Source organism: Comamonas testosteroni, assembly GCF_030505195.1.
GTDB classification, from domain to species: domain Bacteria; phylum Pseudomonadota; class Gammaproteobacteria; order Burkholderiales; family Burkholderiaceae_C; genus Comamonas; species Comamonas testosteroni_G.
In genome coordinates this window covers 456,446-480,688 of the sequence record NZ_CP129672.1, presented here as the reverse complement: position 1 = coordinate 480,688, position 24,243 = coordinate 456,446, and the positions used below count along the sequence as shown (strand labels likewise).

The window sequence follows — 24,243 nt, the reverse complement described above, 5'->3', positions numbered from 1 at the left end:
GGCGCTACCATTTCCCATGGACACTGAAACCTTGAAGCTGCGCTCGGTGCTGGTGGAGCGCTATGTCACGCCGTTGCGAGAAGGCGGCTCCATGCCGGCAATTGTCGAGACCGACGATCTGGGCACCTATGTGCTCAAGTTCAGGGGCGCCGGGCAGGGCGTGCGCGCGTTGATGGCCGAGATCATCTCGGGCGGCATGGCGCGTGCGCTGGGCCTGCCGGTGCCCGAAATTGTGCTGCTGCACTTGAACGGCGATCTGTCCCGCACTGAGTCCGACCCCGAGATTCAGGACCTGATTCGCGCCAGCGACGGGCTGAATGTAGGGCTGGACTATCTGCCGGGCTCCATCAACTTTGATCCGGCAGTGGACACGGTGGACGACGACTTTGCCTCGCGCCTGGTGTGGTTCGACACCCTGGTCAGCAATGTGGACCGCACGGCGCGCAACACCAATATGCTGATGTACCAGAGGCAGCCCTGGCTGATCGATCATGGCGCGAGTCTGACGTTTCACCATGCCTGGAACGGAATGGTTGCCGATCCGGCCAGGCCTTTTGCGCCCAGTGCCGAACATGTGCTGCTGCCGCAGGCCAGCCAGTTGGCGCAGCTGGATGCGCAGCTGGCTGCCAAGCTTGGGCCCGAGGTGCTGAAGAGCATTCTGGACGAGGTGCCCGACTGCTTTCTGGAGCAGGCCGCCGCCGACAAAGAGGGCGATGTGCTCAAGAATGTGCAGGCCCATCGTGCGGCCTACGTGAATTATTTCGTGGCCCGACTTGCCGAGCGTGGCCGCTGGTTGCAAGGAGTTATCGATGCACGCGCATGAGGTCTACGACTACGCCATCGTGCGGGTAGTGCCGCGCGTGGAGCGTGAAGAATTTGTGAATGCGGGTGTCATCCTCTCCTGCCAGCGCACCGGCCACCTGCAGGCGGCCGTGGCCCTTGACGAACAGCGTCTGCTGGCGCTGGACCCGAATGTGGATCTGGAGGCCGTGCACCGTCATCTGGGCTCCATCGTGGCCATCTGCGAAGGGCGGGCCGATGGCGGGCCGATTGCGCAGTTGCCCATGCGCGCGCGCTATCACTGGCTCACCGCCAAGCGCAGCAGCATCATCCAAACCTCTCCCTCGCATATGGGCATGTGCACCCATCCCGGCGAGGCGCTGGCCCGAATCCTGCAGCGTGTGGTGCTGCCGATCCCAACCGAGATTTAAGCTATGACAGCACGTTGCATCATGGTGCTGGGCACCAGCAGTGGCGCGGGAAAAAGCTGGGTGGCCACGGCGCTGTGCGCCTACTACCGCAGCCAGGGCCTGAAGGTCGCACCGTTCAAGGCACAGAACATGAGCAACAACGCGCGCGTTGTTGCCACGCCCGAGGGCCGCTGGGGCGAGATCGGCACGGCACAGTATCTCCAGGCCCTGGCTGCGGGGGCCGTGCCCGATGTGCGCATGAATCCGCTGCTGCTCAAGCCCGAGGCCGACACGCGCAGCCAGGTCGTGCTGTTCGGCCAAGTCAATGACGAGCTGAGCGCCATGCCCTGGCGAGGTCGCAGCCTCAAGGTCTGGCCGCAGATCGCGCAGGCGCTGGACGAACTGCGTGCCGAAAATGATGTGGTGGTGATCGAAGGCGCAGGCTCGCCGGCCGAAATCAATCTGCATGCCAGCGATGTGGTCAATATGCGCGTAGCCAAACATTGCAACGCACATTGCCTGCTGGTCTCGGACATAGACCGCGGCGGCGCCTTTGCCCATCTCTACGGCACCTGGGCATTGCTGCCCGAGGATGAGCAAATGCTCATCAAGGGCTTTGTGCTCAACAAGTTCCGGGGCGATGCGGCACTGCTGGCGCCGGCGCCCCAGATGCTGGAACAGAAGACGGGTGTGCCCACGGTGGCCTGCATTCCCATGCAGTTCCAGCACGGTCTTCCCGAAGAGGATGGCGTGTTTGATGATCGCGGCAGCACGGGAGCCGGGTTGGCCGTTCACACCACGATTGCCATCATCGCCTATCCGCGCATCAGCAATCTCGATGAATTTCAGCCCCTGCTGCAAGTGCCGGGCGTGCGCGTGGTCTGGGCGCGCTCTCCCGCGCAACTCGCCGAGTCGGACTGGGTCATTCTGCCGGGCAGCAAGGCCACGGCTGCTGACCTGGCCTGGATGCGTGCGCAAGGGCTGGATGCAGCCGTCGTCGCTCATGCCGAACTTGGCAAGCGCGTGCTGGGCATTTGCGGCGGTTTGCAGATGCTGGGCGAGGCGCTGATTGACCTGCATGGCGTGGACGGCAATGCTGCAGGCCTGGGCTTGCTGCCGTTGGCGACATTGTTTGCGCAGGACAAGACCGTGCAGCCAACGACTCTGCAACTGCCTGATCTGCAGGCCCCATGGAGTGCTCTGAGTAACGTGACGGCACGTGGCTACGAGATCCACCACGGTCAGACCCAGCTGCGTGCCGACATGCAGATGGCCAGCGTGCGACCGGCTCAGGAGCTGTTGCCCGGCATGCTATGGCAGGGAGGCAACAGCGCTGTCATCGGTACCTATCTGCACGGCCTGTTTGAAAACGCCGAGGTAATTCATGCGCTGTTCGGCCATGATGCACCCAGTCTGGAGCAGGTGTTTGCGCGGCTGGCGCAGGGCGTGGGGCAATGGTTTGAGCCGGGCGCGCTCTGAGCGCCTGCAGCAGTTGTAGGACTGATCCTGCGGGCTCATCGCCGCTGAACCGATAAGCCCTGCCTGAGAGTGCGTGCAAGCTGACAGAGCTATTCACTTTTTGGAATGGAGTTGCGTATGGCTTTTTTCAAGGTTCAGACTCTTCAACTTGCTTTGGGTGCAGCGGTTCTGTCGCTGGCAGGCATGGCCAGCGCTCAGGTGGATGCAGCCAAGCCAGCGGCTGAGGTAGCTGCAATGGATGCGGCCAAGCCTGCGATGAAAAAGCACCACCACCGCCATCATCACAAGGGCCAGCGTCCCATGCGTGAGAGCAACTCGTCCTCTCGCGAGGCGATGGCGGCCAGTGCCGAAGCCAAGAAGGGCAAGCTCGATGACGGCCAGGGCCTCAGCCAGTACGAGCGCAATGCCTACGCCCGCTGCGGCGTGTTCAAGACCGAAATCGACCAGCAGGCCTGTATGGCGCGTGTCAAGGATGGCGCTGTCAGCGGCTCGGTCAAGGATGGCGGCATCCTGCGCGAAATTACGGTTGAGGAAATCATTCGCTGATGCTTTTGCAGCGTCTTCAGTCAAGGCCCTTCGGGGCCTTTTTCATGCAGGCCTTGCGCAATCGGCGAACTTGGCGTTTCGGTGGCGATGAAAGCGCGATACTTGCTAGGTCGCAAAAGCGTGCCTTCTGCATCCCGGTGGTGGATGGCACTCAGACCTGTTGCACCGGGAATGACTGCACGCATGAGTTCCGCTTCTTTTTCCGAAATCCTACCGTCCACCATCTGGTCCTGCCCGCAGGTGCAGGACATCCATGACGCGGCGCTGCAAGCCCGTGTGCAGCATCGCCTGGATTTCAAGACCAAGCCGCAGGGATCGCTGGGCGTGCTGGAGCAACTGGCCTTTCGCATTGCAGGCATCGTGGGTTGCGAGACTCCCAATCTGTATGCCCCGCAGATGGTGGTGTTTGCTGCGGACCACGGACTGGCCGCTCAGAGTGTGTCGGCCTATCCGGTCGACGTGACCTGGCAGATGGTGGAGAACTTCCTCGCTGGCGGCGCCGCCGTGAGCGTGCTGTCTCTGCAGAACGGGATTGATCTGAATGTGGTTGACTGCGGCGTGGCCCGCGACTTTGAGGTGCGCGAGCAGGATCCTGCGCACAAGCTTCCCAAGGTCCATGAGCCACGCCTGTGGCGGCGCAAGGTGGCTTATGGTACGGCGGACTGCAGCCAGGGCCCGGCCATGAGCGAAGCCCAATGCGCGATGGCGCTGCGCAATGGCTCAGAACTGGTCAAGAAACTGCCGGGCAATGCACTGTTGCTCGGCGAGATGGGCATAGGCAATACATCCAGCGCTTCATTGCTGCTGGCGCGTCTGTGCGGCGAGCCGGTCGAGGAAGTGACCGGAGTGGGCACGGGCCTGAGCAGCGAAGGCCTGGCACGCAAGATCGCCGTGCTCAGGCGGGTGCTGGATTTTCATGCCAGCGTGCAAGAGCCACTGGCCGTGCTGGCTGCCATGGGCGGTCTGGAGATCGCCACCATGACGGGAGCTGTGCTGCAGGCTGCGGCCGAACGCCGCCTGATCGTTGTGGACGGCTTTATCACCACGGCCGCCGTGCTGGTGGCCAGCCGCCTGCAGCCCCATGTGCTGCAGCGCTGCGTGTATGCGCACCGATCGGGTGAGCCGGGTCATGCTCGCCTGCTGACCCACCTCCAGGCCCAGCCCATGCTGGACTGGCAGTTGCGCCTGGGCGAGGGTTCTGGCGCGGCACTGGTCTGGCCGCTGCTGCGCTCGGCCTGCACCATGCTCAACGAGATGGCCAGCTTTGAATCGGCCGGCGTCAGCACCAAGAGCTGAGGAACTAGCAAAAATATAGCTGCAAGCGCTTGGTGGGTATGCGTTTGAGACGGTTTTAGCTCTTTTTCCCTGATACCGGTGCCGGAGTTTTGGGCGTGAAATCGCAGTACTGCGAGACCGCGCATTCCCAGCAGCGCGGCTTGCGCGCCTGGCAGACATAGCGGCCCAGCAGGATTAGCCAGTGATGGGAGTCCACTGCGTATTCGCCGGGTACGCGCTTGAGCAGCTGCTTCTCGACTTCCAGCGGATTCTTGCCGGGTGCCAGCCCCGTGCGGTTGCCGACGCGGAAGATGTGCGTGTCCACGGCCATGGTGGGCTGACCGAAAGCCACGTTGAGTACCACATTGGCGGTTTTGCGGCCCACACCGGGAAGGGCTTTCAGCTCTTCGCGGGTTCTGGGGACGTTGCCGCCATGCAACTGCACCAGCATGCGGCAGGTTTCCATCAGATGCTTGGCCTTGCTGCGGTACAGGCCTATGGTCTTGATATAGCTCTCCAGCCCCTCAAGCCCGAGATCCAGAATGGCCTGTGGTGTGTTGGCGACTGGAAAAAGCCTGCGCGTGGCCTTGTTCACTCCCACGTCGGTGGCCTGGGCAGACAGCAGAACAGCGGTCAGCAGCTCGAACACCGTGGTGTATTCCAGTTCGGTTTGTGGCGTGGGGTTGGCGGCCTTGAGCGCAGCAAAAAACGGCGCGATATCGTTTTTCTTCATGGGCGATATTGTGGCTTGTGGTTCAGGGGGTGCAACAAAGAAAAAGCCGCTGCGGCATGCAGCGGCTCGGGGGCGGAGCGGCGGGGGATCAGGGATCCAGGTTGTAGCTCAACACAAGGCTGTAGCGCAGTTCCCGATCGGGATTGTTGACAGAGCGATCGCCCAGGGGTTTGCTCATGGCAAGGTCCAGGGCGTAGTGACGGCTGTCGGACAGGCGTAGCCCCAGGCTGGCAGAGCGCAGTGTATTGCCGCTGACGCCGCTGGTTTGCTGATGCGTGCGTGCCCATTCGTAGAGCAGATAGGGCTCGGCCGACTTGATCCAGGTCTGGTTGATGAGGAACTGGTAGTTGAGCTCGGCACTGGCGCCCATGCCGGAATCGCCAGAAAACTCGCCAGCCTGATAGCCACGGCCGAAGCGGGTGGAGCCAAAGGAGATTTTCTCCGGGACGGGAAGAATGTCGGCACTGTATTGCCCGCCCACGGCAAAAGCGGCGCCCATCTTGTTGACGAAGCGATGGCGCTGTGCATAGTCGGCGGTGATGCGCGTGAAGTCCAGCTTGGCCGGGTTTTCAAACTTTTGCAGCAAGCCCTGCCGATAGTAGAGGTCCAGGTTTTTGTAGGCCCCCAGGCTGTCCAGGCCGTGGGCCAGCAGGACCGAAGCCGAGCGGGTGGTGGTCTTGCCAAAGGACGCCCAGGCCATTTGCGCATAGAGCGTGCGAACCTTTTCCTCACGCAGCAGGGAGGCCTGGCTATCGGCCAGCTCACGGCTGTAGTTGATGGCATACAGGCCTGCCGTGGTGCTGAGCTGGGTGGTATTGCTCAAGATCCATGGGTGGCTGATATTGAAGTCCAGCTTGCGCTGCTGTGTCAGGTCATCAATGCCTGGAATGCGCGTTGCCGGCGGGTTGAAGCTGCGGTAGTCGGAATAGCTGACACGTGCTTGCGTGCCTTCGGGCGTCAGCTGTTGCGTGAAGCCGATGCTGCCGAAACGCTCCTTGTCGGGGTTCTGCAACATCGCCGAAGCCTGAAGCTGGCTGCCTGCCCACAAGGGGTCGTTCAGGGTGAGGGACGCAATGATGCGCGGCGTGGGCTTGCGTGCTTCGCCCCCCACGGTGACGGCAATGGGTTTGTGCTTGGATTTGATGACCAGGGGCACCGCACCATCGGTGGTGGTCGGCAGATTGGCAGACGCCGTGATCTGCACTCCGGGAAGGCGTGCCATGAGCTGGGTCTGGTGCTGAAAAGTCTTGGTGGTCAAAGGCCTTTCGTTGAGCAGTGGCTGGGCAATCTCGCGTATCTGGTCTTCGGAGCGGCCAAAATTGCCCTCGAGACTCAAGCTCTGTACATAGCCCTCGACCACGATGACCTGCACGGCGCCATTGGCAAAGTCTTGCGGCGGAAGGTAGGCAAAAGAAAGGGTTCATCGAGGAATTTCGTGGAGATAAGCCCGTTCGTTTTGTAATCTGATGGCAACGACACTGACATCGGAGAACAAATCAAATGCTGGACTCGAAGTTATTGCAGGCTCTTGGCGGCTGGGAGGGCTACGTGGTTGAACGTGTGCAGTGGCCCCAGGGCGATAGCCGCACCGTGTCGATTTATCTGAAGCCGCAGGCCAGCGTCATGCATTGCGAGCGCTGCGGTGCGCAGTGCAGCCAAGTCCATGAGACCACGACACGGCGCGTGCGCGATCTGGCATTGTTCGAGTACAGAGTGGTGCTACATGTGCCGCGTCGGCGTCTGTGGTGCGATAGCTGTGGTGGCCCGCACCTGGAGAAACTCAGCTGGCTCGGTCGCTACCAGCGCGTCACAGACCGTCTGGCGCAGGCGTGCAGCCAGTTGCTTCGCAGCAGCAGCATCAAGGCGGTAGCGGCCTTCTTCGATCTGGGCTGGCACACCGTCAAGTCCATCGACAAAGCCTTGCTGCTGGCCAACACTGCGCAGCCGCAATGGGATCAGATCGAGTACCTGGCGATGGACGAGTTTGCGCTGCACAAGGGCCATCGCTACGCCACAGTCGTCGTCGACCCCATCAGCCGGCAGGTGCTGTGGGTGGGGCAAGGGCGCTCACGCGAGACGGCCCGCCAGTTCTTCGAGCAGTTGCCCGCTGGCGTTGCCCAGCGCATTCGCGCAGTTGCTATCGACATGACTACGGCTTACGAGCTGGAGATTAAGGCCCACTGCCCTAACGCCGAGATCGTCTATGACCTGTTCCATGTCGTGGCCAAGTACGGCCGGGAGGTCATCGACCGAGTGCGTGTCGATCAGGCCAACTTGCTGCGCCAACAGCCCTCAGCACGTAAGGTGCTCAAATCCAGCCGCTGGTTGCTGCTGCGCAATCGCAACAAGCTGCAGCCTCAACAAGCAGTGCAACTCAAGGAACTGCTGGCGGCCAATCAACCATTGATGACGGTATACGTCTTGCGCGACGAGCTCAAACAGTTGTGGTTCTACCGTCGTGCGACTTGGGCGCATCGCGCCTGGCGGCACTGGTGTGATCAAGCCCATCAAAGCGGCATTGCCGCACTGAGCACCTTCGCTCAGCGCTTGCAAAGCTACCTGCACGGGATCATCGCCCGATGCAGGCATCCGTTGAACACAAGTGTTGTGGAGGGCATCAACAACACCATCAAGGTCATCAAGCGCCGGGCCTATGGCTACCGCGATCAGGACTACTTCTTTCTGAAGATTCGGGCAGCATTCCCCGGTAATGCGCGATGAACCAAAGAAAGGGCGTAGCCATGGCGTTGATACAGCTCGCTGACCTTCTGGGTCGCAGCGTTGAGCTCGCCCACCGTATGCGTGCCGTTGATAAATGGCGTGAAAAGCGCGCTGACCTCTTCGAAAGGAATCGCCGTGCTCCCCTGCACGTTGACGCCACGTACTGCGACCCGGAGGTTGATGAGATCCTGAACACTTGGTTGAGGCTTGTCTATCTGCACCGGTACCTGCTTGGGCTGCTGCTGCAGATTCCTTGCAGATTCGGGAGTCTGGGGCAGGCTGTTGAGCGGGTTGCCTGCCTGCTGTGACCAGGCCAGCGGAGCCCAGGCCGCAAGTGCCAAGGCCTGAATCCTGGAGCCGATGCGGCCTTGTGGTTTTGCTTTTGACTGCAAAAGTCCCTCCTGTTCTATTTTTATGACTCTCATTGTTCCTTACATCCCCAGAACTGGGTATGGGGCTGTCGTAAAAAAGCCCGCCTGAAGGCGGGCCAGGCTCAAGCGGTGCACGCAGGCCACCGCCGTTTCCCTTATTTGCTGGTGGCTACCGCTCCACCGCCCAGGCCGAGCGCCAGATTGCCGCCCAGCAGTCCACCCAGCAGGCCGCCCGAGGTGCTTGCACCACCTGCTGCTCCTGCGCCCGCAGCGACATTGGTCACGCCGCCAAGTACACCGCCCACGAGGCCTGTGACTGCGCCAACGGTGTTGCCGACCAGGCCCGTCACCGCAGTGCCTGCACTGCCGGTGCCTCCTGCTGGAGCGCCTGCCGATCCCGTGACACCACCGACAAGCCCTGTGACGCCGCCCAGCACGCCTCCGACCAGATTGCCTGCTCCTGCGACAGGGCCACCGGCATTGCCGCCACCGCTTGCTCCACCGGTCACGCCACCGACCAGGCCCGTGACGCCACCCAGCACGCCGCCGACAATATTGCCTGCTCCACCAGCGGAGCCGCCTGCACCGCCCGTGACATTGCCAAGTACGCCACCTAGCAGGCCGCCGCTAGGTGTGCCGGGACCAGTCGCCACACCACCCAGGCCGGCCACGGTCTGGCCGACACCCGAGACCACGCCGCCCAGCGGAGCCACAACCGGAACTCCGGTGCTGGTGACGGAAGCCCCCACATGATTGACTACGCCGCCCACGGTGCCCAGCAAGCTGTTAACCGGCTGGCCCAGGCCCGTGGTCTGAACCAGATTCTGGGTGTTGCCCAGGACGGTGCTCAACACCGGCGTGGCGACCTGGCTGACCTGAGTCGTCAGACCCGAGGCCAGCGGGTTGTTGGTCAGCTTTGCCACAGTGCCTTCGACGCCGGAAACGGTGGTGCCAAGGATTTGCACCGTGCCGCCTGCCAAGCCTGCCACATCACCGACCACGCCAAGCTGAGGTGTGTCCAGCGCACTGACCGTCTTGCCTGCCGAAGTGACTGCAGCGCCCAGATAGCCGACGGCGGGTGCCACGCCTTGCAAGGTGGTGCCGATGGGGTCGGCCGTCTTACCGATCTGGCCCAGACCTGCACTGACGCCGCTACCCACGCTGTTGACGGCATTGTTCACATTGCCAAGAATGCCGCCGGCCGGCTGGGCCACACCGCTCAGAGGCGTGCCGCTGGTAGCCGTGCCCAGGGTGGAGGTCACGATGTTGTTGACGTCGCTGATGACGCCGCTTGTTCCGGAAAGCGTTCCAGTGACATCCGCCACGGTGTCGCGCACCGGAGTGAGCGGAGTGCTTGCCACAGGCGGATTGCCCGTGCCGCCATCACCGCCGCCGGTGTTGCCACCACCGGTACCGCCGCCTGTGCCACCGCCAGTTCCGCCACCAGTGCCACCAGTGCCACCAGTGCCACCAGTGCCACCAGTGCCACCGCCGGCAACAACATCTCCGCCGCCGGTGCCGTCGGGTCCGAGGTCGCTGCGCAGAGAACCGCTCGAGCCACAGGCAGCCAGACTGGCAACCAAGGCTACGGCACATAGGCTGCGCAGGCTCAACGGGGTCTTGCCGTCAATGGCAACAGACAGGGCCTTGCCGGTAAAAGTAGTAGTACGCATAAATCCTCCATCCCAAAAACAAGTGAAAAAATCCGTCAAATACGCGGTCCGTTGATCGGTAGGCGTATGTTCTTGTCAGAGGCTTGGCGCTGTCCAATTCAAAGTTTGAGACACGAAGTTATGCGCAATTAACAATTGCTATCAACTTTTATATTTCGGTAGGAGTTTGATTACTTGCGGCATGGAATAGCGCCTACATAAAAGCCACTTCCTGCCTCTGGGGCGATTCGCGCGCCACAATGGGAATCTGCCGCTCAAGCAGCGACGAGATTCCGTAGCGCTTTAACCAAGAAAACGTATGCAATTTGCCAAACGACTCGATAACGTAGAAACCTCTGCGATCCGCGAACTCTTCAAGCTGCTGGGCAAGCCAGGCATCATCAGCTTTGCGGGCGGCTTTCCAGACAGCGCAATGTTTGACGTAACCGGCATCAGTGCTGCCTCTGCGGCGGCCCTGCAGCAGGAGGCTGGAGCTGCATTGCAGTATGGTGCTACAGAGGGCTACCAGCCGCTGCGCGAGCAACTGTCGTCCTTTATGGCCGGCAAGGGCGTGCCCGATGTGGCGCCTGATCAACTCATCGTCACCACCGGCAGCCAGCAGGCACTGGACCTGCTGGGCAAGACCATGGTGGGCGAGGGTGACAAGGTCATTGTCGAAGGCCCGACTTTCCTGGCCACGATTCAGTGTTTCCGTCTCTATGGCGCAGAGGTGATTTCCGCCCCTGTGGATGAGCATGGTGTGAAGACCGACGAACTGGAAAAGCTGATTGCCGAGCACAAGCCCAAGCTGGTATATCTGATCCCGACCTTTGGCAACCCCAGTGGTGCCATGCTGAGTCTGGAGCGCCGCAAAAAGGTGCTGGAGCTGGCTGTCAAGTACCAGACTCTGTTGGTGGAAGACGACCCCTACGGCGATCTGTACTTCAATGAAGCGCCTCCTGCCAGCCTGCTGTCGCTGACACGCGAAGTTCCCGGCAGCCGCGAGTGGCTGGCTCACTGCGGCTCCTTGTCCAAGGTGCTCAGCCCCGGTCTGCGTATCGGCTGGCTGATTGCTCATCCCGAATTGCTTGCTCGCGCCGTGATGTGCAAGCAGTTCAGCGATGCCCATACCAGCACCTTTGCCCAGGCCACTGCAGCCCAGTATCTGAAGTCCGGCGCTATGCCCAAGACCCTGGCCCATGTGCGCGAGGTCTATGCCAAGCGCGCCGAGACCATGGGCGATGCGCTGCGCGAGCAACTGGGCGATACCGTCGAGTTTGTACAGCCTGCCGGCGGCCTGTTCATGTGGGTGCGCCTGACAGGCGCGCGTGGTCAATTGGCGGATGCGGCGGTGCTGGCCAAGAAGGCCATTGAAGAGGGCGTGGCCTTTGTGCCGGGCGCTCCGTTCTATGCACAGAACCCGGATACGGCGACCTTCCGCCTCTCGTTTGCCACGGCTGACGAGGACAAGATTCGCGCAGGCATTGCTCGTCTTGCCAAGGCGCTGAAGTCATGAGCGACAGTCACGAAGCGCTGCAAGAGCGAATCATGGAGCTGGAGATCAAGGCCAGCTACACCGAGGATTTGCTCGAGCAACTCAATATGACGATCTACCGCCAACAGCAGCAGATCGATCTGTTGATCAACGAGGTAAGGGAACTCAAGCGCCAAGCGCCAGAAGGCGGGGGCGCGGTGGTGCGCAATCTGCGCGACGAATTGCCGCCGCATTACTGACTGCGGCTGCGCCTGGAATTTCCGCTTGAGCTGAGGCAGATTCAAGATGCCTGCGGAGGCTCGAGCCAGCGATTGCCGGCCCGGCAAGGGCGGCACAGCCTTATTTCAGCGCCGCAAACTCTTTTCGGAGCGCCTGGTTTTTTGCGCTAGTCGGCGCGTGGTGGCAGGCCGCACCAGCGCTTGAAGGCGCGGGCAAAGACGCGCTCCGATTCGTAGCCGCAATTCTCGGCGACCTGTACCAGGGGCAGGCCCGATTCCAGCAGCTTGTCCAGTAAGGCTGAATGGGTTAGCCAAATGCTCGCACCAAGCATGGAATGCCAAGCCCGGTATAGCGGCAGGCATCGAACGTCCACACAAGGGTGGCGATGACGATACCGCCTAGAACAGGGTGCAGGGGAACGGAAGTGACGTGGCGCTGATTCCAGTCACAAGCAGGATGCTTCGATGCAGCGTTCAAGGCTGGAATCTCTTTTGATTACGTGTGCACTCAACCTGCGCTGTAAAGCGTCTTTGCTGAAACTCCACAGAGGCTGCAGGAGGCCGTTTCGTTCCTGTGAACTGTTGAATGTGTCAGTGAAATGGCTTCACTATTGCTTTGTCATGAAATTGCCATATAGCTTGCGTAACATTTACTCACAATGATTCCTATGGCGATGCTGCATGCCTGAAATCCCCGAGTATTTGAGCGACTTCCGGCCACGCTTTCGCCCACCGAGTGCTGCCGATCTCTGCACCGAGGCTCCGTGCATGACGACTGATGACACGAATGAGAAAGTCATGGAGGTTTTCAACCGCTACCGTGACCTTGTCAGCCTGCCTGTCGTTGAGGGAAAACAGCCCATCGGACTCATCAATCGCAACATCTTCCTGTCGCAGATGAGCAAGCAGTTCCGCATGGAGCTTTATGGTCGCAAGAGCTGTATCGCGTTCATGGACAAAGAACCGCTGATCGTGGATGCAGCTTTGGACATCGAGGCGCTGACTTTCAAAACAGTGGAGTACGGCGAAAAAGCGCTGTCCGACGGCTTTATCGTTACCCGAGATGGTGTGTTTGCCGGAACAGGCAACGGGCTCCAGCTCATGCGGGTAGTGGCGGATATGCAGGCTTCGCGCAATCGCCAAATCATGCACAGCATCGAATATGCCAGCGTGATTCAGCAGTCGACACTTCGCAGCTCCCTGGATGCGCTCGCAAGAGCCTGTCCCGAAGCACATCTGGTGTGGGAGCCACGTGACATTGTCGGTGGCGATTTCTACCAGTTCAGCACCGACACCGATGGCTGGTTTGCGACCGTGGCTGATTGCACGGGGCATGGCGTGCCAGGTGCTTTCATGACCTTGATTGCGTCGACCAGCCTCAACCAGGCGATAGAGCAGAACGGGTCCCGCGATCCGGCCAGTCTGCTGGGTCATGTCAATCGCAGCATCAAGCAGATGCTGGGTCAAGTCGACGGTCAGGACGCAACACCGGGCTCGGACGACGGCATGGATGCGGCCTGCTTCTGGTTTGAGCCCGTGAACGGGCGCTTGACTTTCGCGGGCGCACGGCTGTCCATGTTCCTGCTGCGCCCTGATGCGGACACTGTTGAGATGCTGGAGGGACAGCGCAAGGGAGTCGGCTATGTCGACAGCGAGATCGATTTTGCCTGGCTCAACCAGGAGGTAAGTCTTCCCCGCGGCACGCTTGTCTTTGTGAGCACCGATGGACTGATTGACCAGATCGGCGGGCCACGCGGTATCGCTCTTGGCAAGCGCCGGGTGCGGGAATCACTGCTTGAGCATCGACAGAAGTCTCCTTCAGAGATCAATATGGCCTTGCTCGAATCTCTGCGCGTCTGGCAAGGTGAACACCACCGCCGCGACGATCTGACTTTTTTCTGTTTTCGTACCTAGTCTCCAGGCCCATATATGCCTTCCCCCATGATTGCCGAGAAGTACGGATCCTTCTTCAATTTGGCGCGTCAGCACCAAGTCATTTTCTACTACGTCGGGTATTTCTCGCAGCACATCGTTGCGGCCATGGCCGATGCAGTGAAGTTGCAGCTTGAAGTTGCCGGGGTTGCCGCTCCAACCCGACGCAAGCTGTTTTCCTCGTTCGTGGAGATGGCGCAGAACATCATTCACTACTCAGCTGATTCGCTGACTCCCTCCAGTCTGAACAACGGGGAGCTACGTCATGGCTCGGTCTGCATTCGTCGAGAGGAGGACGGCAGCTTTTTGCTGCTTTGCGCCAATCCTATCGAGCCACTGATGGCCGAAGCGCTGCGGGTGAAACTGAATGCACTGCGGAGCATGACGCTTGAAGAGATCAAGCAAGCATATCGACAGACACTTCGCGAGGAGACGCCTGAGGGAAGCAAGGGTGCGGGCATGGGGTTCTTGACCGTTGCCCGGGATGCCAGGGAGCCGTTGGAGTTCGACTTCGACGCGGAGTCTGGCGACTCGCCTGTCTTCTACCTGAAGGCAGCCATATAGGCACAGCGAGACCGTCAACGAATAAAGAAAACTGATGGAAAACCTCTACATTGCCCCAACCCCCAGCTCTCCCGAGGTGGATTTCATTTTTGATACGCATACCTTGAGCATGCGCGGCGAGTCCTATCCGGAAAATGCTGCAGCTTTCTACAGCGACATCATTTCTCGGCTCAAGGACTACCTGTCCGCACAGATAGAGACAAAGATCGAAGTGAATATTGCGCTGGCGTATTTCAACAGCTCCAGCACCAAAATGCTCTTCAATTTGATAGAGGCTTTGAGCAACTGCGCAGAGGCCGGTAATCACGTGGTGCTCAACTGGTATCACGATGAAGAAGACGACACGATTCTTGAGTTCGGGCAGGAGCTGAGCGAGGATTTTCCCGCTCTCGAGTTTGTCGCCCATCCAGTTGGAGCAACCTGAATGGACAGCCCTGGCACTTCAGCGGCGCCAGATCTGTTTGAAGCAGAGAACCAGGCGCTGTTGACTGCGCGAGCGGCACATACCGGCTGCGCCTGCACAGCGCCATCTCAATGCAGACAGGCTTTGAGTGACCTGCTTCTTGCATACGAACGGCTGTTGCGAGAAACACGCCGACTGGTGCGCCGCAGCGATCGCGCGGAACTGGAGATGAATCAGTTGAATTCCCGGCTTCAGGATCTGGCGGCAGAGCTTGAACATCGGGCTACTCACGACACGCTGACGGGTGTCCTGAACCGGGCTGCCGTCATTGAACTGGTGAACCGGTACTTTGTGCATGATGATCTTTCACTGATCGTGCTGGATATCGATCACTTCAAGAGAATCAACGACAGTTTTGGTCATCCGACGGGTGACAAGGTCATCCTCGGCGTTGTTGCCTGTCTTCAGGCAGTGGTGCCTTCCTCAGCGCAGATCGGCCGGGTCGGTGGTGAGGAGTTCACTGTTGTGCTACCTCGTCAGAGTGCGGACGTTTCCGAAAGACTTGCACAGGATCTCCGGCGTGCGATTGAGATCTGCGATTTCGATCTGCCCGATGGAAGTGCTGTCACTGCCAGCTTTGGCGTGAGTTGGGCACCCCCGGGCGGCGATTTCGACAGCGCGTATGGCTTCGCTGACGAAGCGCTTTATGTCGCAAAGCGTGGCGGACGCAACCAGGTCTGCCTCTCGTCGTGTTTTTTGCAGTCTCTCGAGCATGAGACCTGAGCCAGCTCCAAGGGGGGATCAGTCGCGCCTGGTCTCCGCCGATGCAATGCCAAGCGCAGACTCGGCCTTTGGACCAAGGTGGCGCATCCTCATTGTGAGCGCAGATCCAGAGGTTCACGCGGCAAGCTGTTCCTCTTTGGATGCGCAGATGCTGTTCGAGCGCCCGCTGCTGTTTTTGAATGCGTTTTCTGGCGACGAGGCAAGACAGCTGCTTCTGAGCGAAACCGACCTGGCCGTGGTCATACTCGACCTTGCGATGGAGCGGGCGGGCGTGAGAATCGATCTGGTGCATTCCATACGCCATGCTGCGGCCCTGCACAATACCCGCATCATTCTTCTGTCCGGCCAACCGGGGCAGGAGCCCGGGCTCGATGCACTGATTGAAAATGACATCAGTGATTACAGAACTAGAGCGGAACTGACTGCGGATCGGTTGCACGTCATCGTTGCCACGGCAGTTCGCTCCTATAAACAGCTGTGCGCGGCGGACACAAGCCGAGGCGGCCTGGAGCATGTTCTGCGATCCAGTGCATCTCTGCTGGAGATCAAGGATTGCTACGAATTCGCATCCGGCGTACTGACACAGCTGGCAACTTTGCTGAAGGTTGCGCAAGTAGGTGTGGTGTGTGCTCAGGAGGTGGCCAATCCCGACGGCTGCTACTTCGTGCAGGCGGCAACGGGCCGATTCTCCGAGCTGATTGGGCGTCCTCTGGAGTTGTTGCCGCAGACATCGGAACTAGGCTTGCTAAGAAAGGCCGTTGAAGGCAGCTGCAATGTCTACGGCGAGACTGGCGGGCTGGCACTGCATATCGGCCACGATGATGGACAGAACTTCGTGGTGTTTATCGATGTGCCCAGGCACCATGCCGTGCTGCATCCGCAACTGCTGGATGTCTTCTGTGCCAACCTGAGCACATTGCTGCATAACCGCGGTTTGCTCGGGCGCCTGAAAGAGAGTGCCTATCATGATCCTCTGGTGAATCTTCCCAATCGCGCCCATTTCGTCGAGGCAGTCGATGAATGTGCAAGACAGGGCTTGCACGACTACATTCTGGCGCTGATCGACATTGACGATTTCAGTGCCACGAACGACCTGATGGGGCATCTGTTCGGGGACCGTCTTCTGAAGCGCGTTGCTCGCTGTCTTGAAGATGTGCTGCCAGGCGATGTGCTGTTGGCCAGGCTGGGTGCGGACACCTTCGGGGTATTGGGGGATATTGGACAGGTGCAGCCCAGGCGTCTGCTGGAGTGCGTGCGCCAACCGCTGAGTATTGATGGGGCTCCTTACAAGGTCTCGCTCACCTGTGGCTATGTGCTTTTGCCTCAAGAGTTTCGAGCAGGGGCGGACTTGGTCAAGGATGCCACGATTGCACTCAAGCGTGCGAAGCGAGATCACCGCGGTCAGGTGCTGCGGTACTCCGATCAGATGGGAGTCGAGGCGCGATCCAGGGCATTGTTGCTGTCCGAACTCAGAGAGGCGATCGAGAACCGGGAACTGTTTCTGGTATATCAGCCTCAGCTCAACCTGGTGACGCGTAGCGTCGTTGGAATTGAGGCGCTTCTGCGATGGCGTACGGAGGATGGCCGATTCGTGCCTCCGGACAAGTTCATCCCTGTTGCCGAGCATTCGGGTCTGATTGTGGCCCTTGGCCAATGGGTGCTCATGGCCGCATGTGCAGCGATGCGCGAATTGCTGGATGCAGGAGTCGCGCCTCAGCGCATCGCCGTCAATGTCTCGACGGTGCAGCTTCAGGACCCTGGATTCCTTGAGATCGTCTGCGCAGCGCTCGCCAGCAGTGGTTTGCGAGGGGATCTCCTTGAGCTGGAGATCACCGAATCAGTGGCGGCGCTTCCCACGGATTTGCTGAAATCAACGCTGTCGGCGCTGAGGGCAGAGGGCGTCTCCATCGCCATCGATGATTTCGGTACCGGGTACTCTTCGCTGAGCTATCTGGAGCAGCTTCCTCTGGATCGGATCAAGATTGACCGTTCCTTTGTGTGTCAGCTTAGCGAACCGGACGGCGCACGGATAGCGGAAATGGTCGTTCAACTGGGTCGCAAGCTCGGGCTGAGCGTGCTCGCCGAAGGAATCGAGGACGCCACTGTGTGCCAGGCATTGCTCGCCATGGATTGTTATGAAGGACAGGGCTATCACATAGCGAGGCCCATGAACAAGAGCGCTCTCCTGGAATGGCTTCAGGCGCATTGCCTCGATACAGACGCAGAAAGTCGCACCCAGTTGATGGCGCCATCGGTCGAACTCTCTTTTGATTCACGGGGTGCTGCCGCGTTCGGTGCGGAACAATCAGTAGCGGCTGTCCTCCCTGCAGTAAGCAGCTCCTCAAGACATGGTGTGCGAGACAGGGACCGGCATACATGCGCTTGACCTTGGCGCTTTCTTCCTGCTTGTGCCCTGGCGTACAGGTATTCCTGGCTGTCGGTCTCTATGTGGCCAACGTGGTGTTTGCCGCTGGCAAGGCGGATTGTGGCGCTGAACCCGAAGTGTTGGGGTGGACCTGTGGCGCGCGCTTCACTGCAGCTGGATTTTCTTCGGCAAGTAAATGCCCCGAGCACTCTTGGTCGACTCTTGCTTCCTGACGTTTAAAGATTCAAGAATGCCTTGAAACACAATAGTCAAGTCTTCGACATCTATCCGCAGAAAATCCTGGCAAGAAAAAAGCCCCTGCAAGAGGGGCTGAGAGAGCTTGCACTGACTCATTCGTCCTGGATATATAAATTGCCGGGGAGTAGCGAACTCATCGGCTTTTTGCGTTCAATCCAAGTTATCCCGCCAGCAACTCACGGCAGTACCTACGCAGCATGCAGCGAAGCTCGGGACTATTCGAGCGGGGTGTTTGCAACGTTCTTCATCTTGCCAAGGAAGAGGCGGGTAAAGAAAGCGGCCATGACGATGATCAGCAAAATCACGGCCAGGCTCATCAGTCCGTAGTCGGTGGAAAAGAGATCGATCATCAGCTTCATGGTTCCTCCCTGTTTAGTTTCCGCAGTCTTGCGGTATGTCTCACTATGGCCGCTGGGCCTGGCTGGAGGCTTGTGCTGCATCAAGCTTTGACTGCTGTCGCTTTGAGGCAGAGCAAGCTGGCGCGCATTGCGAACCCTTAATCGTGGCGGGCGTTTTCAGGGACTTTTACTTTGAAGTTGCCGAAATTCCTTTTAGCGGAGGGAGCCGTTGCCAACTTACTTTCGCAAAAAGGGCAGTGCTACCTCTGCAGGAATGGGGCATACATAGGGCTTGCCCTCGCGGCGTTGCAGTAGTTCTTCCTTGGCTCGTTCCAGCAACTCGGGCTGGGCGAACAACTCCACGGCGGTGGCAGTCAGAATTTTTGCGGCGTGCACCATGCCGGTGTGAGCCAGGCCGGACTGCCCTTGCGACACCATCTGCCAGGAGTGCAGCGGCGTGCCGAAAGCATAGCAGGCCACCCAGGCCTGAACCGTGGGCGTAATCCAGCTCACATCGGCCACGTCGGTGGAGCCGAACATGATGTCTCTGGCGTTCGGGTCGTAGGGCGTCAAACCTTCAAAAATGGCCGGCACCTTGCCGCGCAGCACGCTCGCCAAAGGGCGGCTGACGGCATCGACATCGTTTTGGTCCAGCGTGGCCTGGAACTGGCCGGCAACAGCATGCGCCTGTGCATCGGCTTGCAACTGTCCCAGTGCCTGCATCTGCGCATGCATCACGCTGTTCAGAGTGCTGTTTTGCAGCAGATTGGAGCAGGCCTTGTCGAAGATGATTTCGAGTTTGCAGTCCGTCATCAGCGCGGCGCCACGCGCCACGTTCTGAACGCGTTCATAGAGTTCGGTGGCTTCGTGGTTGCGTGCTGCCCGCACCAGATACAGCACTTCGGCGCGCGCCTGCACGACATTGGGCGACAGACCACCGCTATCGGTGATGGCGTAGTGCACGCGGGCGTCCGAGGGCATGTGCTCGCGCAAATAGTTCACCCCTACGTTCATCAGCTCCACTGCATCCAAGGCGCTGCGGCCCAGGTGGGGAGAGTGCGCGGCATGCGATGCCTTGCCATGGAAGACAAACTTCGCCTGAATATTGGCCAGCGTGCTCTGGCTGAACAGGCCGGTGTAGCTGGCTGGGTGCCAGGTCAGTGCTGCATCCACATCATCGAACACACCGGCGCGAGCCATGAATGTCTTGCCGGAGCCGCCTTCCTCGGCCGGACAGCCGTAATAGCGCACGCGTCCATTCGTTCCGGTGCTTTTCAGGTGCTGTTGCAGAGCAGTAGCGGCAAAGTGCGCCGAAGTGCCCAGCAGATGATGGCCGCAGCCGTGGCCGGCCAGACCAGGGCTGTCGGTGGACGGGGTGCACACCAGTGCACCGCTTTGCTGGTTCAGGCCTGATAGGGCGTCGTATTCACCCAGCAAGGCAATGACCGGGCCGGTATCACCCCATTCGGCCATGAAGGCGGTGGGGATGCCAGCCACATCGCGCGTGATGCGGAATCCAGCCTGCTGCAGTGCATTAATGTGGAGCTGGACCGAAGCGTTCTCGGCATAGCGCAGCTCGGCCAGAGACCAGATCTGGTCGGCCAGTGCCGTCATGCGCGGTGTCTCACGTTGAAAGAAATTCTGCAGGGCGCTCATCGCTTGCATGGCAAAAGGGTCCTTGAGCTGTGGTGAAGAAGATAGGGCATGAGGAAGCAACCGGCCGATTACAGCGAGCGCAGGTTGCAGGGCAGGCTCTTATTCGGGCTTGACGCCGGCCTTGTCGAGCAGGGCCTTGTTGCGCTTGAGTTCGGCGGCGATCTGGGCCGGGAACTGGGAGGGCGCCGTCTCGGTCGCCGTAGCACCCAGATTCTTCAGATGCTTTTGCACCTCGGGCAGATGGACGGCTTTGACCGCTGCATCCTGCAACTGCTTCACGATGGGGGCCGGTGTGTTGCTGGGGACGACCAGACCGAACCAACTGATGCCCAGTTCGTTGAGTTCGTCGTAGCCCAGCTCCTTGAATGTCGGCACATTGGGCAGCTCGGGCGAGCGGCCATGTGAGGCGATCACCAAAGGCAGCAGCTTGCCACCCTTGATCTGTGGCATTGCCGAGGGCAACTGGTCGGTCATGATCTGGACCATGCCGGCAAGGGCGTCATTGAGTGCAGGGCCGTTACCGCGATAGGGCACGATCTGGATCTGGGTCTTCATGGTTTCGTTGAACGAGGCAACCATCAGATGTCCCAGCGTTCCCAGTCCCGGTACTCCGGCACTGTAGGTGCCGGGCTGTGCCTTGATCTTGGCGAGGAAGTCGTTGAAGTTGTTCACGCCCATCTTGGGGTGGGCCATATAGACCGAAGGCATGGTCACCAGATTGGCCACCGGCAGCAGCTTGCCTTCAATCTTGCTGGCGCGTTTGTAGAGCAAGGGGTTGATGGTGGCCGTGCTCACGGTAGCCATGCCAATGCTGTAGCCGTCTGGAGTTGCATGGGCGATGGCCTCGCTGCCGATCAGCCCCCCAGCGCCGCCCTTGTTGTCCACGATCACCGGTTGCCCCAGTGTGGTGCGCATGCCTTCGGCAATCACGCGCGCCACGATGTCGGTGGAGCCACCGGCGGCAAAAGGCACGATGAGCTTGACAGGTTTGCTTGGATAGACGCCAGCGGCCAGCGCCTGCGACGCGGCCAGGGTCCACAAGGAGCTGGCAACCGCCAGCGAGAGCAGGCCGACGTGGCTAGTGAGGCCATTTTTGCAGCCGCGAGTGCGTGAAGATATGGGCATGGAGGGCTCCTGAAAGATATCGGCCAATGCGTGCCTACACCATCAGTGCTGTTCACGAATTTCTGCCGTCATGAAAATGAAATATAGAAATTTCGTAGCCTTGGCAGTACATGGTATTTGCGGTTAGCTATAAGCTTTATCGATACCTCTGGTGCACCTCTCTCTATGGAGAGTGATGTTGTGTTTTTCTCATTAAGGTTCGTCGCACATCGCAAAGTTCGTCGAAGCTTTTTCAAAGTAAAGTTCGTCGTGAGAGTTAATTCTTGTTTTCGCTCTGTTGCGTTGTGTGAGTAAATCCGTTCGAGTCGGTATGACCTGCTCCCTTCTAGCCATACCAACGTAAAGTTAGTGAAGTCCATCAACCAGGAGAATGATGGATATGAAGAAGAGCAGATTCACCGAAGAGCAGATCATTGGCTTCCTCAAGCAAGCAGAGGCGGGGATGCCTATCAAGGAACTGTGCCGCCAAGGCGGTTTCAGCGATGCAACGTTCTACAAGTGGCGCGCCAAGTTCGGTGGCATGCAGGCCACGGATGCCAAGAAGCTGCGGGAACTTGAATCCGAGAACTCCAAGCTCAAGCGCTTGCTGGCCGAGGCCCACCTTGACATTCACGCGCTCAAGGACATCTTCGGCGTAAAGCCTTAGCCCCGCAGGCCAAACGCGCAGCAGCCGCCAAGATGATTTCTGAGCATCATCTGTCCGAACGCCGCGCATGTCTCCTGGTGGGGCTCTCCAGAGATTGCTACCGCAATCCGCCCTTGGTGGATGAGCGTACACAGTTGCTCAGCTCCAAGATCGTTGAGATCGCGCAGGTGCGTCGTCGTTTCGGCTATCGCCGCATCCACGACCTGCTGCGCCCGGAGTTCCCAGGCGTCAATCACAAGCGGGTGTATCGGCTGTACAACCAAGCACAACTGGCGGTTCGCAAGCGCAAGAAGGTATGGCGCGCTTCCAGCGAACGCGTGCCCCTCACGGTGGCAACACATGTCAATGAAGTCTGGAGCATGGACTTCGTCTCCGACAGCTTGGCCAACGGGCGGCGCATCAAGTGTTTGACGGTGGCCGATGACTTCTCGCATGAATGCGTGGATATCTCGGTGGACTACGGACTCTCAGGGCAATACGTCACTAGGCTGCTCGAGCGTGCGGCCACCTTCAGAGGTTACCCAACTGCAGTGAGAACCGACAACGTACTAAATGCAATAGGTCTTTTGCCAAACGGCAACAGCATCGTGCACCGGTCTGGTGGCGCAGATCGGGAAACCTTAAAGAACGGTGAGCAAAGTCGGCGACGCGCTTCCGCCGCACAAGGGTGCCTCGGTTAACCATAGTGGAAACAAGATTCACGGCGTCGTCATCGTCGTGATCTTTACCGTACCTAAAACAGCATAGGCAGCCCAGCGGAAGGTCCGAGCATTATCTAGGGGGTCACCAACCTAGGTTGGCGCCCCGACGGCCCTATTGAGAGGGATCGATCCGCTGGGCAAACTCTGCTCGAAGAACCGCCGATAGGGCTGGTTCTTCTTGATCATTCCGTACGCTACGCGTGCCATCTTGGCCGCCACGGCCGTCAGCGCCTTGCGCTTGAGGTCCGGATCCTTGGGGTTGCTGCTGACGTATCGGTCGTACTTCTCTCGAAATGAGTTCTCACGTGCTCGAACGGCCACAACAGCGGCCAGCCAAAATGCCAGCCGCAGACGGGCATTGCCTCGCTTGGACAACTGTTCTCGACCGCGATGGACGCCGGATTGACTCTTGGCCAGATCAAAGCCGCAAAACTTCAGGAACTGACGGTGATGCCCAAATCGACGCAAATTCCCTGCCTCGGCAAGGATGGTCAGTGCATTGATGGGCCCAACGCCTGGCAAGGACATCAGATGGTTGTAGTCGGCCTCGTTCGCGAGAAGGTCCTGCACCTGTTGTTCGAGCTGACGGCGTAGCGCATTGAGCTGCTGGTAGTGACGCAGCGTGAATCGGAACATCTGTACGGCAACGCTTTGTGGATCATGCGGTAGTGCTCCCGAGTCTGCACATGCCTCCCAGATCTCAGTGAGCTTAGCCACGCGATGCACGCGGCGCCCCACCAAGGCAGAGGCCAGCTCGATGAATTCCTGGCACGTGTGCTGCCGCACATGCACTGGAGTGGGGAACTCGATCATGAACTTCACCCACCACTCGTTGCGGGTGCTGCTCCAGTATTTATGCATCTCAGGGAAGTACAGAGGAACGTGGTGATTGATGATTGCGTGCTGTACCTTGGTTCTAGCGCGGCTGATCTGGTAGTAGGTCTTCGATAGCTCCTGGATGTTGTGATGACCGGCCAGCATGGGGTCGACATACTGCTGAACCCGTCCCTGCTTGAGCATCTCCAGAATGACGGCGGCATCCTTCGGATCATTCTTGTCCCAGGAGTTGAACATGGCTTCGCGGAACCGGGACTGGGCCACGGAAGAGATCGAGACAACGTCGAAGCCCGCTGTGAGCAACCGATGTGCGATCGGGCGGTGATAGTCCCCCGTGGGCTCCAGGGCCACGCGACAGCGACCGCCAAGGCTATGCAGGAAGTCAACCAGGCGCTGCATGTCTGCGGCACTGTTGGTCATGCGAAAACGGTACCGCTGAGCCGATGAAGTCTCGATAAGAACGGCATTGCAGTAGCGGGCTACATCGATTGCAACCCAGTGCATTGGGGAGATAAGTAGGTTCGTGTCAGCCATGGCATGGGGCTCCTTCGGCAGTTAGCAGTCCAAAGGATGCTTGCTGCCGAAAGTGGCTGACAACTACTATGCATTTACTACGGCAAGGAGTTCACCAGCCGGGCCTTCATCGCCTGGACGCAATCACATGGCGTGCGCCACCTACTGATCCAGCCAGGACGGCCCATGCAAAACGGCTACATCGAGAGTTTCAATGGCAAGTTCCGTGACGAGTGCTTGAACGAGCACTGGTTTGAGACGCTGGTACAGGCGCGATCAACGATTGCAAGCTGGCGTCAGGACTACAACCAGGTGCGACCGCACAGCAGTCTCGGGCGAATACCGCCGGCCGAGTTTGCTCAACGGCATCGCATCATCAATCAGAGACCGCCGGCTTCCAGCAAAGAGATCAAGTAAGCTTTAACCCGGACTTCCGAATGAT

At 59.5% G+C, this 24,243-nt stretch carries 23 protein-coding genes and 2 pseudogenes; 15 read left to right on the top strand and 10 right to left on the bottom strand.

The window, feature by feature from the left end:
• The first annotated feature begins 37 nt into the window (after nt 1–37).
• The 4 genes from QYQ99_RS02105 (at nt 38) to QYQ99_RS02090 (ending at nt 3,215) form a co-directional block, all read left to right on the top strand.
• Nucleotides 38–823, top strand: coding sequence for a HipA family kinase (locus tag QYQ99_RS02105; protein WP_367882850.1), 786 nt, complete (start codon nt 38–40; stop codon nt 821–823).
• Entirely contained in the window at nt 810–1,211 is a 402-nt protein-coding gene (locus QYQ99_RS02100; protein ID WP_302091214.1) for a DUF3037 domain-containing protein, read from the top strand. The genes QYQ99_RS02105 and QYQ99_RS02100 overlap by 14 nt, the downstream gene beginning before the upstream one ends.
• Before the next feature lie 3 nt (nt 1,212–1,214).
• Entirely contained in the window at nt 1,215–2,669 is a 1,455-nt protein-coding gene (locus QYQ99_RS02095) for a cobyric acid synthase (protein ID WP_302091213.1), read from the top strand.
• 117 nt (nt 2,670–2,786) lie between these two features.
• Nucleotides 2,787–3,215, top strand: coding sequence for a hypothetical protein (locus QYQ99_RS02090; protein ID WP_302091212.1), 429 nt, complete (start codon nt 2,787–2,789; stop codon nt 3,213–3,215).
• 20 nt (nt 3,216–3,235) lie between these two features.
• Here QYQ99_RS02090 and QYQ99_RS02085 read toward each other — a convergent pair whose 3' ends face one another.
• A complete protein-coding gene (locus QYQ99_RS02085) occupies nt 3,236–3,400 on the bottom strand; it encodes a hypothetical protein (RefSeq protein WP_302091211.1) in 165 nt (54 codons plus the stop codon).
• Here QYQ99_RS02085 and cobT point away from each other — a divergent pair.
• Entirely contained in the window at nt 3,399–4,511 is a 1,113-nt protein-coding gene (gene cobT, locus QYQ99_RS02080) for a nicotinate-nucleotide--dimethylbenzimidazole phosphoribosyltransferase (RefSeq protein ID WP_302091210.1), read from the top strand. The two genes, QYQ99_RS02085 and cobT, sit on opposite strands and share 2 nt — an antisense overlap.
• A 55-nt stretch (nt 4,512–4,566) precedes the next feature.
• Here cobT and nth read toward each other — a convergent pair whose 3' ends face one another.
• Nucleotides 4,567–5,223: an endonuclease III gene (nth, locus tag QYQ99_RS02075; RefSeq protein WP_302091209.1), complete on the bottom strand. Its 657-nt coding sequence runs from the start codon at nt 5,221–5,223 to the stop codon at nt 4,567–4,569.
• Between the two features lie 88 nt (nt 5,224–5,311).
• Nucleotides 5,312–6,595, bottom strand: a complete 1,284-nt coding sequence (locus QYQ99_RS02070; RefSeq protein WP_302091208.1) for a ShlB/FhaC/HecB family hemolysin secretion/activation protein — start codon at nt 6,593–6,595, stop codon at nt 5,312–5,314.
• Nucleotides 6,596–6,723: 128 nt separating this feature from the next.
• Between QYQ99_RS02070 and QYQ99_RS02065 the strand changes: the two genes are divergently transcribed.
• On the top strand, nt 6,724–7,944 hold the full coding sequence (locus tag QYQ99_RS02065; protein ID WP_302089465.1) for an ISL3 family transposase: 1,221 nt from the start codon (nt 6,724–6,726) through the stop codon (nt 7,942–7,944).
• Here the strand turns inward: QYQ99_RS02065 and QYQ99_RS02060 are convergent.
• Nucleotides 7,896–8,336, bottom strand: a complete 441-nt coding sequence (locus QYQ99_RS02060) for a POTRA domain-containing protein (protein ID WP_302091207.1) — start codon at nt 8,334–8,336, stop codon at nt 7,896–7,898. The genes QYQ99_RS02065 and QYQ99_RS02060 overlap by 49 nt on opposite strands.
• A gap of 134 nt (nt 8,337–8,470) precedes the next feature.
• Nucleotides 8,471–9,988, bottom strand: a complete 1,518-nt coding sequence (locus tag QYQ99_RS02055) for a collagen-like triple helix repeat-containing protein (RefSeq protein ID WP_302091206.1) — start codon at nt 9,986–9,988, stop codon at nt 8,471–8,473.
• A gap of 298 nt (nt 9,989–10,286) precedes the next feature.
• Here QYQ99_RS02055 and QYQ99_RS02050 point away from each other — a divergent pair, with 298 nt between their 5' ends.
• Together QYQ99_RS02050 and QYQ99_RS02045 are read left to right on the top strand one after the other, a co-directional pair.
• Nucleotides 10,287–11,483, top strand: a complete 1,197-nt coding sequence (locus QYQ99_RS02050; RefSeq protein WP_302091205.1) for a PLP-dependent aminotransferase family protein — start codon at nt 10,287–10,289, stop codon at nt 11,481–11,483.
• A complete protein-coding gene (locus tag QYQ99_RS02045) occupies nt 11,480–11,701 on the top strand; it encodes a SlyX family protein (protein WP_302091204.1) in 222 nt (73 codons plus the stop codon). Before QYQ99_RS02050 ends, QYQ99_RS02045 begins: the two co-directional genes overlap by 4 nt.
• Nucleotides 11,702–11,847: 146 nt before the next feature.
• Here the strand turns inward: QYQ99_RS02045 and QYQ99_RS02040 are convergent, their stop codons facing one another.
• A complete protein-coding gene (locus QYQ99_RS02040) occupies nt 11,848–12,012 on the bottom strand; it encodes a helix-turn-helix domain-containing protein (protein ID WP_302091203.1) in 165 nt (54 codons plus the stop codon).
• A 349-nt stretch (nt 12,013–12,361) separates the two neighbouring features.
• Between QYQ99_RS02040 and QYQ99_RS02035 the strand changes: the two genes are divergently transcribed.
• The 5 genes from QYQ99_RS02035 (at nt 12,362) to QYQ99_RS02015 (ending at nt 17,748) form a co-directional block, all read left to right on the top strand.
• A complete protein-coding gene (locus QYQ99_RS02035) occupies nt 12,362–13,594 on the top strand; it encodes a SpoIIE family protein phosphatase (protein ID WP_302091202.1) in 1,233 nt (410 codons plus the stop codon).
• A gap of 15 nt (nt 13,595–13,609) precedes the next feature.
• The gene (locus QYQ99_RS02030) at nt 13,610–14,176 is read left to right on the top strand and encodes a SiaB family protein kinase (RefSeq protein ID WP_003056041.1); all 567 of its coding nucleotides are present in this window, start codon (nt 13,610–13,612) and stop codon (nt 14,174–14,176) included.
• 34 nt (nt 14,177–14,210) lie between these two features.
• On the top strand, nt 14,211–14,600 hold the full coding sequence (locus tag QYQ99_RS02025; protein ID WP_302091201.1) for a DUF1987 domain-containing protein: 390 nt from the start codon (nt 14,211–14,213) through the stop codon (nt 14,598–14,600).
• Nucleotides 14,601–15,362, top strand: a complete 762-nt coding sequence (locus QYQ99_RS02020) for a GGDEF domain-containing protein (RefSeq protein WP_302091200.1) — start codon at nt 14,601–14,603, stop codon at nt 15,360–15,362. It abuts the gene before it with no gap.
• Nucleotides 15,363–15,510: 148 nt separating this feature from the next.
• Entirely contained in the window at nt 15,511–17,748 is a 2,238-nt protein-coding gene (locus QYQ99_RS02015) for a putative bifunctional diguanylate cyclase/phosphodiesterase (RefSeq protein ID WP_302091199.1), read from the top strand.
• Between the two features lie 452 nt (nt 17,749–18,200).
• On the opposite strand, the gene QYQ99_RS02010 is transcribed toward QYQ99_RS02015, so the two are convergent.
• The 3 genes from QYQ99_RS02010 to QYQ99_RS02000 form a co-directional block, all read right to left on the bottom strand.
• A complete protein-coding gene (locus QYQ99_RS02010) occupies nt 18,201–18,344 on the bottom strand; it encodes a DUF3149 domain-containing protein (protein ID WP_302091198.1) in 144 nt (47 codons plus the stop codon).
• A gap of 216 nt (nt 18,345–18,560) precedes the next feature.
• The gene (locus QYQ99_RS02005; RefSeq protein ID WP_302091197.1) at nt 18,561–19,988 is read right to left on the bottom strand and encodes a M20 family metallopeptidase; all 1,428 of its coding nucleotides are present in this window, start codon (nt 19,986–19,988) and stop codon (nt 18,561–18,563) included.
• A gap of 90 nt (nt 19,989–20,078) precedes the next feature.
• A complete protein-coding gene (locus QYQ99_RS02000; RefSeq protein ID WP_302091196.1) occupies nt 20,079–21,104 on the bottom strand; it encodes a tripartite tricarboxylate transporter substrate binding protein BugE in 1,026 nt (341 codons plus the stop codon).
• 379 nt (nt 21,105–21,483) lie between these two features.
• Here QYQ99_RS02000 and QYQ99_RS01995 point away from each other — a divergent pair.
• Nucleotides 21,484–22,295, top strand: a pseudogene (locus QYQ99_RS01995) (IS3 family transposase); the annotation flags it as partial.
• A gap of 246 nt (nt 22,296–22,541) precedes the next feature.
• Here the strand turns inward: QYQ99_RS01995 and QYQ99_RS01990 are convergent.
• Nucleotides 22,542–23,822, bottom strand: coding sequence for an IS110 family transposase (locus QYQ99_RS01990; protein WP_302091195.1), 1,281 nt, complete (start codon nt 23,820–23,822; stop codon nt 22,542–22,544).
• 81 nt (nt 23,823–23,903) lie between these two features.
• On the opposite strand from QYQ99_RS01990, the pseudogene QYQ99_RS01985 reads away from it, so the two are divergent.
• Nucleotides 23,904–24,218, top strand: a pseudogene (locus tag QYQ99_RS01985) (integrase core domain-containing protein); the annotation flags it as partial.
• Nucleotides 24,219–24,243 lie beyond the last annotated feature (25 nt).

Coding starts and splice junctions, on each gene's coding strand:
- QYQ99_RS02100 (WP_302091214.1), top strand. CDS start 810: ATGCACGCGCATGAGGTCTACGACTACGCCATCGTGCGGGTAGTGCCG.
- QYQ99_RS02095 (WP_302091213.1), top strand. CDS start 1,215: ATGACAGCACGTTGCATCATGGTGCTGGGCACCAGCAGTGGCGCGGGA.
- QYQ99_RS02090 (WP_302091212.1), top strand. CDS start 2,787: ATGGCTTTTTTCAAGGTTCAGACTCTTCAACTTGCTTTGGGTGCAGCG.
- cobT (WP_302091210.1), top strand. CDS start 3,399: ATGAGTTCCGCTTCTTTTTCCGAAATCCTACCGTCCACCATCTGGTCC.
- QYQ99_RS02085 (WP_302091211.1), bottom strand. CDS start 3,400: ATGCGTGCAGTCATTCCCGGTGCAACAGGTCTGAGTGCCATCCACCAC.
- nth (WP_302091209.1), bottom strand. CDS start 5,223: ATGAAGAAAAACGATATCGCGCCGTTTTTTGCTGCGCTCAAGGCCGCC.
- QYQ99_RS02065 (WP_302089465.1), top strand. CDS start 6,724: ATGCTGGACTCGAAGTTATTGCAGGCTCTTGGCGGCTGGGAGGGCTAC.
- QYQ99_RS02055 (WP_302091206.1), bottom strand. CDS start 9,988: ATGCGTACTACTACTTTTACCGGCAAGGCCCTGTCTGTTGCCATTGAC.
- QYQ99_RS02050 (WP_302091205.1), top strand. CDS start 10,287: ATGCAATTTGCCAAACGACTCGATAACGTAGAAACCTCTGCGATCCGC.
- QYQ99_RS02045 (WP_302091204.1), top strand. CDS start 11,480: ATGAGCGACAGTCACGAAGCGCTGCAAGAGCGAATCATGGAGCTGGAG.
- QYQ99_RS02040 (WP_302091203.1), bottom strand. CDS start 12,012: ATGCTTGGTGCGAGCATTTGGCTAACCCATTCAGCCTTACTGGACAAG.
- QYQ99_RS02035 (WP_302091202.1), top strand. CDS start 12,362: ATGCCTGAAATCCCCGAGTATTTGAGCGACTTCCGGCCACGCTTTCGC.
- QYQ99_RS02030 (WP_003056041.1), top strand. CDS start 13,610: ATGCCTTCCCCCATGATTGCCGAGAAGTACGGATCCTTCTTCAATTTG.
- QYQ99_RS02025 (WP_302091201.1), top strand. CDS start 14,211: ATGGAAAACCTCTACATTGCCCCAACCCCCAGCTCTCCCGAGGTGGAT.
- QYQ99_RS02020 (WP_302091200.1), top strand. CDS start 14,601: ATGGACAGCCCTGGCACTTCAGCGGCGCCAGATCTGTTTGAAGCAGAG.
- QYQ99_RS02015 (WP_302091199.1), top strand. CDS start 15,511: ATGCTGTTCGAGCGCCCGCTGCTGTTTTTGAATGCGTTTTCTGGCGAC.
- QYQ99_RS02010 (WP_302091198.1), bottom strand. CDS start 18,344: ATGAAGCTGATGATCGATCTCTTTTCCACCGACTACGGACTGATGAGC.
- QYQ99_RS02005 (WP_302091197.1), bottom strand. CDS start 19,988: ATGCAAGCGATGAGCGCCCTGCAGAATTTCTTTCAACGTGAGACACCG.
- QYQ99_RS02000 (WP_302091196.1), bottom strand. CDS start 21,104: ATGCCCATATCTTCACGCACTCGCGGCTGCAAAAATGGCCTCACTAGC.
- QYQ99_RS01990 (WP_302091195.1), bottom strand. CDS start 23,822: ATGGCTGACACGAACCTACTTATCTCCCCAATGCACTGGGTTGCAATC.